The 5595-nt window shown below is 60.4% G+C and carries 7 protein-coding genes; 2 read left to right on the top strand and 5 right to left on the bottom strand.

Annotation, left to right across the window (positions count from 1 at the left end):
• Window positions 1-6: 6 nt before the first annotated feature.
• Genes A3754_RS11290 through pyrR form a run of 3 tightly spaced genes read right to left on the bottom strand, consistent with a single transcriptional unit; the run spans window position 7 to window position 2880 of the window.
• Window positions 7-1299, bottom strand: a complete 1293-nt coding sequence (locus A3754_RS11290; protein ID WP_231880592.1) for a dihydroorotase — start codon at window positions 1297-1299, stop codon at window positions 7-9.
• Window positions 1286-2329 carry an aspartate carbamoyltransferase catalytic subunit gene (locus A3754_RS11285; RefSeq protein ID WP_063519761.1) on the bottom strand — a complete coding sequence of 348 codons (1044 nt, stop codon included), beginning with the start codon at window positions 2327-2329 and terminating at the stop codon, window positions 1286-1288. Before A3754_RS11285 ends, A3754_RS11290 begins: the two co-directional genes overlap by 14 nt.
• Before the next feature lie 2 nt (window positions 2330-2331).
• Entirely contained in the window at window positions 2332-2880 is a 549-nt protein-coding gene (pyrR, locus tag A3754_RS11280) for a bifunctional pyr operon transcriptional regulator/uracil phosphoribosyltransferase PyrR (RefSeq protein ID WP_063519760.1), read from the bottom strand.
• Window positions 2881-3119: 239 nt separating this feature from the next.
• Between pyrR and A3754_RS11275 the strand changes: the two genes are divergently transcribed.
• Both A3754_RS11275 and A3754_RS11270 read left to right on the top strand, forming a co-directional pair.
• Window positions 3120-3713, top strand: a complete 594-nt coding sequence (locus A3754_RS11275; protein WP_063519759.1) for a cytochrome b — start codon at window positions 3120-3122, stop codon at window positions 3711-3713.
• Between the two features lie 25 nt (window positions 3714-3738).
• Window positions 3739-4329 (top strand): YceI family protein, encoded by a 591-nt coding sequence (locus A3754_RS11270; protein WP_063519762.1) that lies wholly within the window; start codon window positions 3739-3741, stop codon window positions 4327-4329.
• A gap of 144 nt (window positions 4330-4473) precedes the next feature.
• Here A3754_RS11270 and ruvX read toward each other — a convergent pair whose 3' ends face one another.
• Window positions 4474-4878 carry a Holliday junction resolvase RuvX gene (gene ruvX / locus A3754_RS11265; protein WP_063519758.1) on the bottom strand — a complete coding sequence of 135 codons (405 nt, stop codon included), beginning with the start codon at window positions 4876-4878 and terminating at the stop codon, window positions 4474-4476.
• Between the two features lie 172 nt (window positions 4879-5050).
• Window positions 5051-5595 (bottom strand): YqgE/AlgH family protein (locus tag A3754_RS11260; RefSeq protein ID WP_063519757.1); only part of this gene is annotated, 545 nt, incomplete at its 5' end.

The raw sequence follows: 5595 nt of genomic DNA, 5'->3' as shown, positions 1-5595 counted from the left end.
TCTGACTCAATCCGACAGCCAGCTCACCTTGCCCTGGCACACGGTCAGCTTCACGCTGCCCTTGAGCTGGGCATGACGCCAGGGGGAATTGTTGCCGGCGGACAGCCAGTCTTCGCTGAGGTTTTTATCCGCCGCCGGGTCCAGCACACAGAGGCTGGCGGGGCGACCGGTTTCCAGCTGGCCCGCCTGGATTCCCAGGCAACGGGCCGGAGCCGCAGTGACCGCATCCAGCGCCCGCGACAAGCTCAGTTTGCCCTCGCTGACCAGTTCCAACACCAGCGAGAGCAGCACATCCAGCCCGGCCATGCCCGGTTTGGTGGCCGGGAACGGCGCCGCCTTGCTGGAGGAACCAATGGGGGTGTGCTGGGAGCAGATTGCGTCGATGGTGCCATCGGCCACGGCTTCCAGCAGGGCCTCACGATCGGCGGCGCTGCGCAGGGGCGGGATCACATGGCAATGGCTGTTGAAACCTTCCAGCGCCGACTCGTCCAGCAACAGGTGCTGGATGCTCACGTCCGCCGTCACCGGCAAGCCGCGCCGTTTGGCGGCGCGCAGCAGGCGCAGGGAATCGCGGCTGGAGATTTGCTGGAAGTGCGCCCGCACTCCGGTGGCTTCCACCAACAGCAGATCGCGGGACAGGTCCACGCTTTCTGCCACAGCGGGAATACCGGGCAACCCGAGGCGGGTCGCCACCGGCCCTTCATGGGCACAGCCCCCGGCGCTGAGCGCCGAATCCTGCGGGCGGAACATGACCGGCAGATCGAAGGTAGCGGCGTATTCCAGGCTGCGTTTGAGCACCAGCGCATTGGCCACCTTGCCGCCGGCATTGCCCACGGCAATACAACCGGCCCGCGCCAGAGTCGACATCTCCGCCAACTGCTCGCCCAGTAAGCCCTGGGTCATGGCGGCAATCGGCATGATACGGGCAAACCCGGCCTGGCCGGCCTGTTCGCGAATCAGGCGCACCACCGCCGTGGAATCCACCGGGCCACAGTCCGGCTGGGCCGCCAGATGGGTGATTCCCCCGGCCGCCGCGGCGCGGGTTTCACTGGCGATATCGCCGGCGCGGCCGCTACCGGGCAGCGACAGGTGCACACAGGCATCCACCAGCCCAGGCAGCACCCAATGGCCGTCGGCCTCCACGATATCGGCCCCCGGTGCGTCCAGGCTGGCGCCGATGCGCGTCAGGCGGCCGTTTTCAATCAGCAGGTCGGCCACATCATCACGGCCACTGGCCGGGTCGATGACACGGCCCTTGCGGATCAGGATATGGGCGCGGTTACGGTTAGCGCTGGCCACGGGCACCTCCTGCTCCTTCCATGCTTTGTGTGGAGGCAGCCAGAGCATTGCTGTCGCTGTCCTGGCCGCTGATGGCCATGGACATGACGGCCATGCGCACGGCGATGCCGAAGGTGACCTGGTTGAGAATCACCGAACGGGGGCCATCGGCCACTTCCGAGGCGATTTCCACTCCCCGGTTTATCGGGCCGGGGTGCATGACAATGGCGTCATCCTTGGCGAAATGAAGCTTGTCGTTGTTCAAGCCATAGAGACGAAAGAATTCGCCTTCGCTGGGCAGCAGGGCCGAATCCATGCGCTCTTTCTGCAGGCGCAGCATGATCACCACATCCACGTCTTTCAGGCCCTGGGCCATATCCGTGAACACGGTGGCGCCCAACGCTTCCGCATCCACCGGCAGCAGCGTCCTGGGACCGATCAAACGGACTTCCTCGGCACCGAGAATATTCAGTGCGTGAACCTGGGAGCGCGCCACCCGGGAATGCAGGATATCGCCGACGATGGCCACTTTCAGCCCGCCGAACCCGCCCTTGTAGTGGCGGATGGTATACATGTCGAGCATGGCCTGGGTGGGGTGGGCATGGCGCCCGTCACCGGCATTGATCACCGCCACGTTGGGCGTTACTTCGTTGGCAATGAAAAACGGCGCCCCGGAATCCTGGTGGCGCACCACGAACATGTCCGCCGCCATGGCTTCCAGGTTGCGCAGGGTATCGAGCAAGGTTTCGCCCTTGCTGGTGGCGGACTTGGCAATATCCAGGTTGAGCACGTCAGCGCTGAGCCGCTGGGCCGCCAGCTCAAAAGTGCTGCGGGTACGGGTGCTGGATTCGAAAAACAGGTTCACCACGGTCTTGCCGCGCAGCAAGGGGACTTTCTTGATCGCCCGGCCACCCACATCCACAAAGCTTGCTGCGGTATCGAGAATATCTTCCAGCAAGGAACGGGGGAGGTGCTCAGTGGTGAGAAAATGGCGAAGCTTACCGTCGTCGGTAAGTTGTACGCGGGAGGATGGCGCAAGCGTCGGCGTCATTCTTAGGACCTTGTCTCTCTGTTGTCCTCACTGACCAGTTCGCGGATCTCCGCAATTAGCGGTGAGGGCCCCCGCAATTCTACCCGCTGATGGGGTGGCAATGCCAAAGTTTCCCCACAAATATCGGCACGAATTGGCAATTGTCGGTGGCCGATGTCGAACAGCACCACCAGAGAGATAGACGCCGGGCGACCAAAATCGAACAACTCGTTCATGGCCGCACGGATGGTGCGCCCGGTCATCAGCACATCATCCACCAGCAAAATATGCTGGCCATCCACATCAAATGGCAGCTTGGACGGCGTCACCGTGGGCTTGAGTCCACGGGTGTCGAAATCATCCCGGTAGAACGCCGGATTCAGTGAGCCCAGCGGCAGAGCCGCAGGCAAACGGTCATTGAGCGCCTGCGCCACCCAGGCGCCACCGGATTCAATCCCCACCAGCAGTGGTGACTTATCCGCAAAGCGCTCATTAATGGCCGCCGCCATCACATCCAGGTGTGTCTGCAATTGTTGCTCATCCCAGCTCAAGGCCGTTCTCCCACAGTCCATAAGGCATATCCAAGGCGTAAGAGTAGCAGAAGGCCGGGCCACTGAGGCAATCAACGGAACAGCTGATCAAACCGTTCAGTTTTTTGCGCTGTGTCCCGGACCACAATGCCGACAAGCTAGAGGCATACGCACAACGCCTGTAAGTTTTGTAATCAACGGAACCTGATGCGCGGCGTGGACTCTGAACAAGTAAGGGATCGCCCAGCCATAAGGGCGGAGAACACTGGAAGGGAACCCTCATGAAACTGCGCAACGACTCGCAACGCTTTGGCGCCATTGCCGTGCTGTTCCACTGGCTGGTGGCATTGGCGGTGATCGGCCTGTTTGCGCTGGGCTTTTATATGGTGGACCTGGGCTATTACGACCCCTGGTATCGCAAAGGCCCGGACCTGCATCGCAGCATCGGCGTTTTGCTCTTTATTGCCATGCTCCTGCGCCTGGGCTGGCGCTTTATTTCACCGCCACCGGCACCGCTGCCCACCCACAAGCCCTGGGAAAAAATCAGCGCCCATCTCACTCACTGGGCCTTGTATCTGCTGTTATTCGTGGCCATGGTCAGCGGCTACCTGATCAGCAGCGCCGATGGCTCGTCCGTGGATGTATTCAACTGGTTTTCTGTTCCCTCGGTGAGCGGCCACCAGACCGGCCTGGAAGACACCGCCGGGCTGATTCACTACTGGGCCACCTGGGCCGTGATCGGGCTGGCCAGCCTGCACGCACTGGCCGCCATCAAACATCATCTTTTTGATCGCGACGACACCCTGCGCCGCATTCTCGGCCTGGCGCCGCGAACCACAACGCACATCTCAAACGACACTCACAACCCATCTTAATCACCCGAAACGGAGCTTGATGCTTATGTTGACGTTATTGAAAAAAACCACTGTCCCCGCCCTGGCGCTGCTGCTCAGCAGCATGGCGTTCGCCGACCAGCCCGGAGGCACCTATCAGTTCGACAAAAAAGGCGCCCACCAGTTTGTCACCTTCAAAATTTCCCATCTGGGTTACAGCTGGCTGTATGGCCGCTTCAATGATTTCAACGGCACCTTCACCGTGGATGCTGAAAACCCGGAGAACAGCCAGGTAACCGCCACCATCCAGACTGCCAGCGTGGACAGCAACCACGCCGAACGCGACAAGCACCTGCGCAGTGATGATTTCCTGGACGTGAGCGAATACCCCACCGCCACCTTCAAGAGCACAAAGATTGAAAAAACCGGCGAGAAAACCGCAAAAATCACCGGCGATTTCACCCTGCATGGCGTGACTAAACCGGTAACCCTGGATGCCAAACTGATCGGTTACGGCGATGATCCGTGGGGCGGCTACCGCATGGGCCTGGAAGCCTCCACCACACTGACGCTGTCCGACTTCGGCATCACCAAGGACTTGGGCCCAGCTTCAGAAACCGTGGACATTATTATTTCTGTGGAAGGGGTCAAGCAGTAAACATTGATGACTTTCGTAGGTCGTATTAGGCTGAAGGCCGTAATCCGACTTCCACACCTTTACGCAAAAGAACACAGGATGTCAGGTTACGCCTATGGCTCTTTGTGCCCGCTGGGTGAACCTGACCTGCCTTTTGCCCCCCCATTAGCCAATGGCCTCGGCGTCCCCAGCAAAAAACCCTTCCGCAATAATCACCGCCGCCATGGAATCAACCTGGCTATCGGCTTTCTGAATGCCGGTACGTTCGCGGGCTTCGCGGGTGCTCAAACGCTCATCCACCAGCCACACTTTTTTTCCGAAGCGGCCATGCAGGCGGTTGGCAAATTTACGTGCGCGCGCGGTGGACTCGCTATCGCTGCCATCCATATTCAGCGGCAAGCCGACAACCAGGGCTTCCGGTTCCCACTCTTTCAACAACGCGGCAATATCATCCCAGTTGGGTTGGGTATTTTTGCAAGGGAGGGCTTTCAATGGTGTGGCGGTGCCCAGCAGCTCATTGCCACTGGCCACGCCGATCTTTTGTGTGCCGTAATCGAAGGCAAGAATCATGAAAAGCAGTGGACAGTTGATAGTGGACAATTGACAGCGGCGCGATCCAGCCCGGCAGGAGCAGACAGGTCGCTGGCCGCGTCCGAAAAATTCTGCAGGCTGCCAGCTTCACAAAAGAAAGAAAGATGCCGGTGGGTAGCTGTCAACTGTCCACTATCAACTATCAACTGCATTAACTGTGCCCCGCCTGGGTGGCAATCAAACTCATATCCACGCCAATACGCGCGGCTGCGGCGTGCCAGGCTTGTTCGAAGGGGGTGTCGAGCACCAGCTCACGGCTGGCGGGGGTGCTGAGCCAGGCGTTATCCACCAGCTCCTGCTCCAGCTGCCCGGCGTCCCAGCCCGCGTAGCCCAGACAGATCAGGGACTGCTCCGGGCCTTCACCAATGGCGATGGCTTCCAGAATGTCACGGCTGGTGGTCAGGATCAGGCCATCACTGAGGACCGTGCTGGCGTGCCAGCGGGTGGCGGCACTGTGCAGCACAAAGCCGGCTTCCTGCTGTATCGGCCCACCGGCCACCACACGATGTCGCTCGGAGGGCGGCACTTCGATTTCAATATCCATGTCGCTGAGGATATCACCCAGGCTGATCTGCACCGGGCGGTTGAGGGTCAGCCCCATGGCGCCCTCGCTGCTGTGCTCAACGATATAGGTCACGGAATGTTCAAAGTCCGGGTCGGCCATTTGCGGCATGGCCACCAGCAACTGGTGTTTCA

This window comes from Alcanivorax sp. HI0083, from assembly GCF_001635175.1.
Note: the sequence above shows the minus strand (reverse complement) of the source record. Positions and strands in the feature narration are given on the sequence as shown.

What these genes read in the sequence shown, in the direction of transcription:
- A3754_RS11285 (WP_063519761.1), bottom strand. Translation starts at nt 2,329, where the DNA reads ATGACGCCGACGCTTGCGCCATCCTCCCGCGTACAACTTACCGACGAC.
- pyrR (WP_063519760.1), bottom strand. Translation starts at nt 2,880, where the DNA reads ATGGACTGTGGGAGAACGGCCTTGAGCTGGGATGAGCAACAATTGCAG.
- A3754_RS11275 (WP_063519759.1), top strand. Translation starts at nt 3,120, where the DNA reads ATGAAACTGCGCAACGACTCGCAACGCTTTGGCGCCATTGCCGTGCTG.
- A3754_RS11270 (WP_063519762.1), top strand. Translation starts at nt 3,739, where the DNA reads ATGTTGACGTTATTGAAAAAAACCACTGTCCCCGCCCTGGCGCTGCTG.
- ruvX (WP_063519758.1), bottom strand. Translation starts at nt 4,878, where the DNA reads ATGATTCTTGCCTTCGATTACGGCACACAAAAGATCGGCGTGGCCAGT.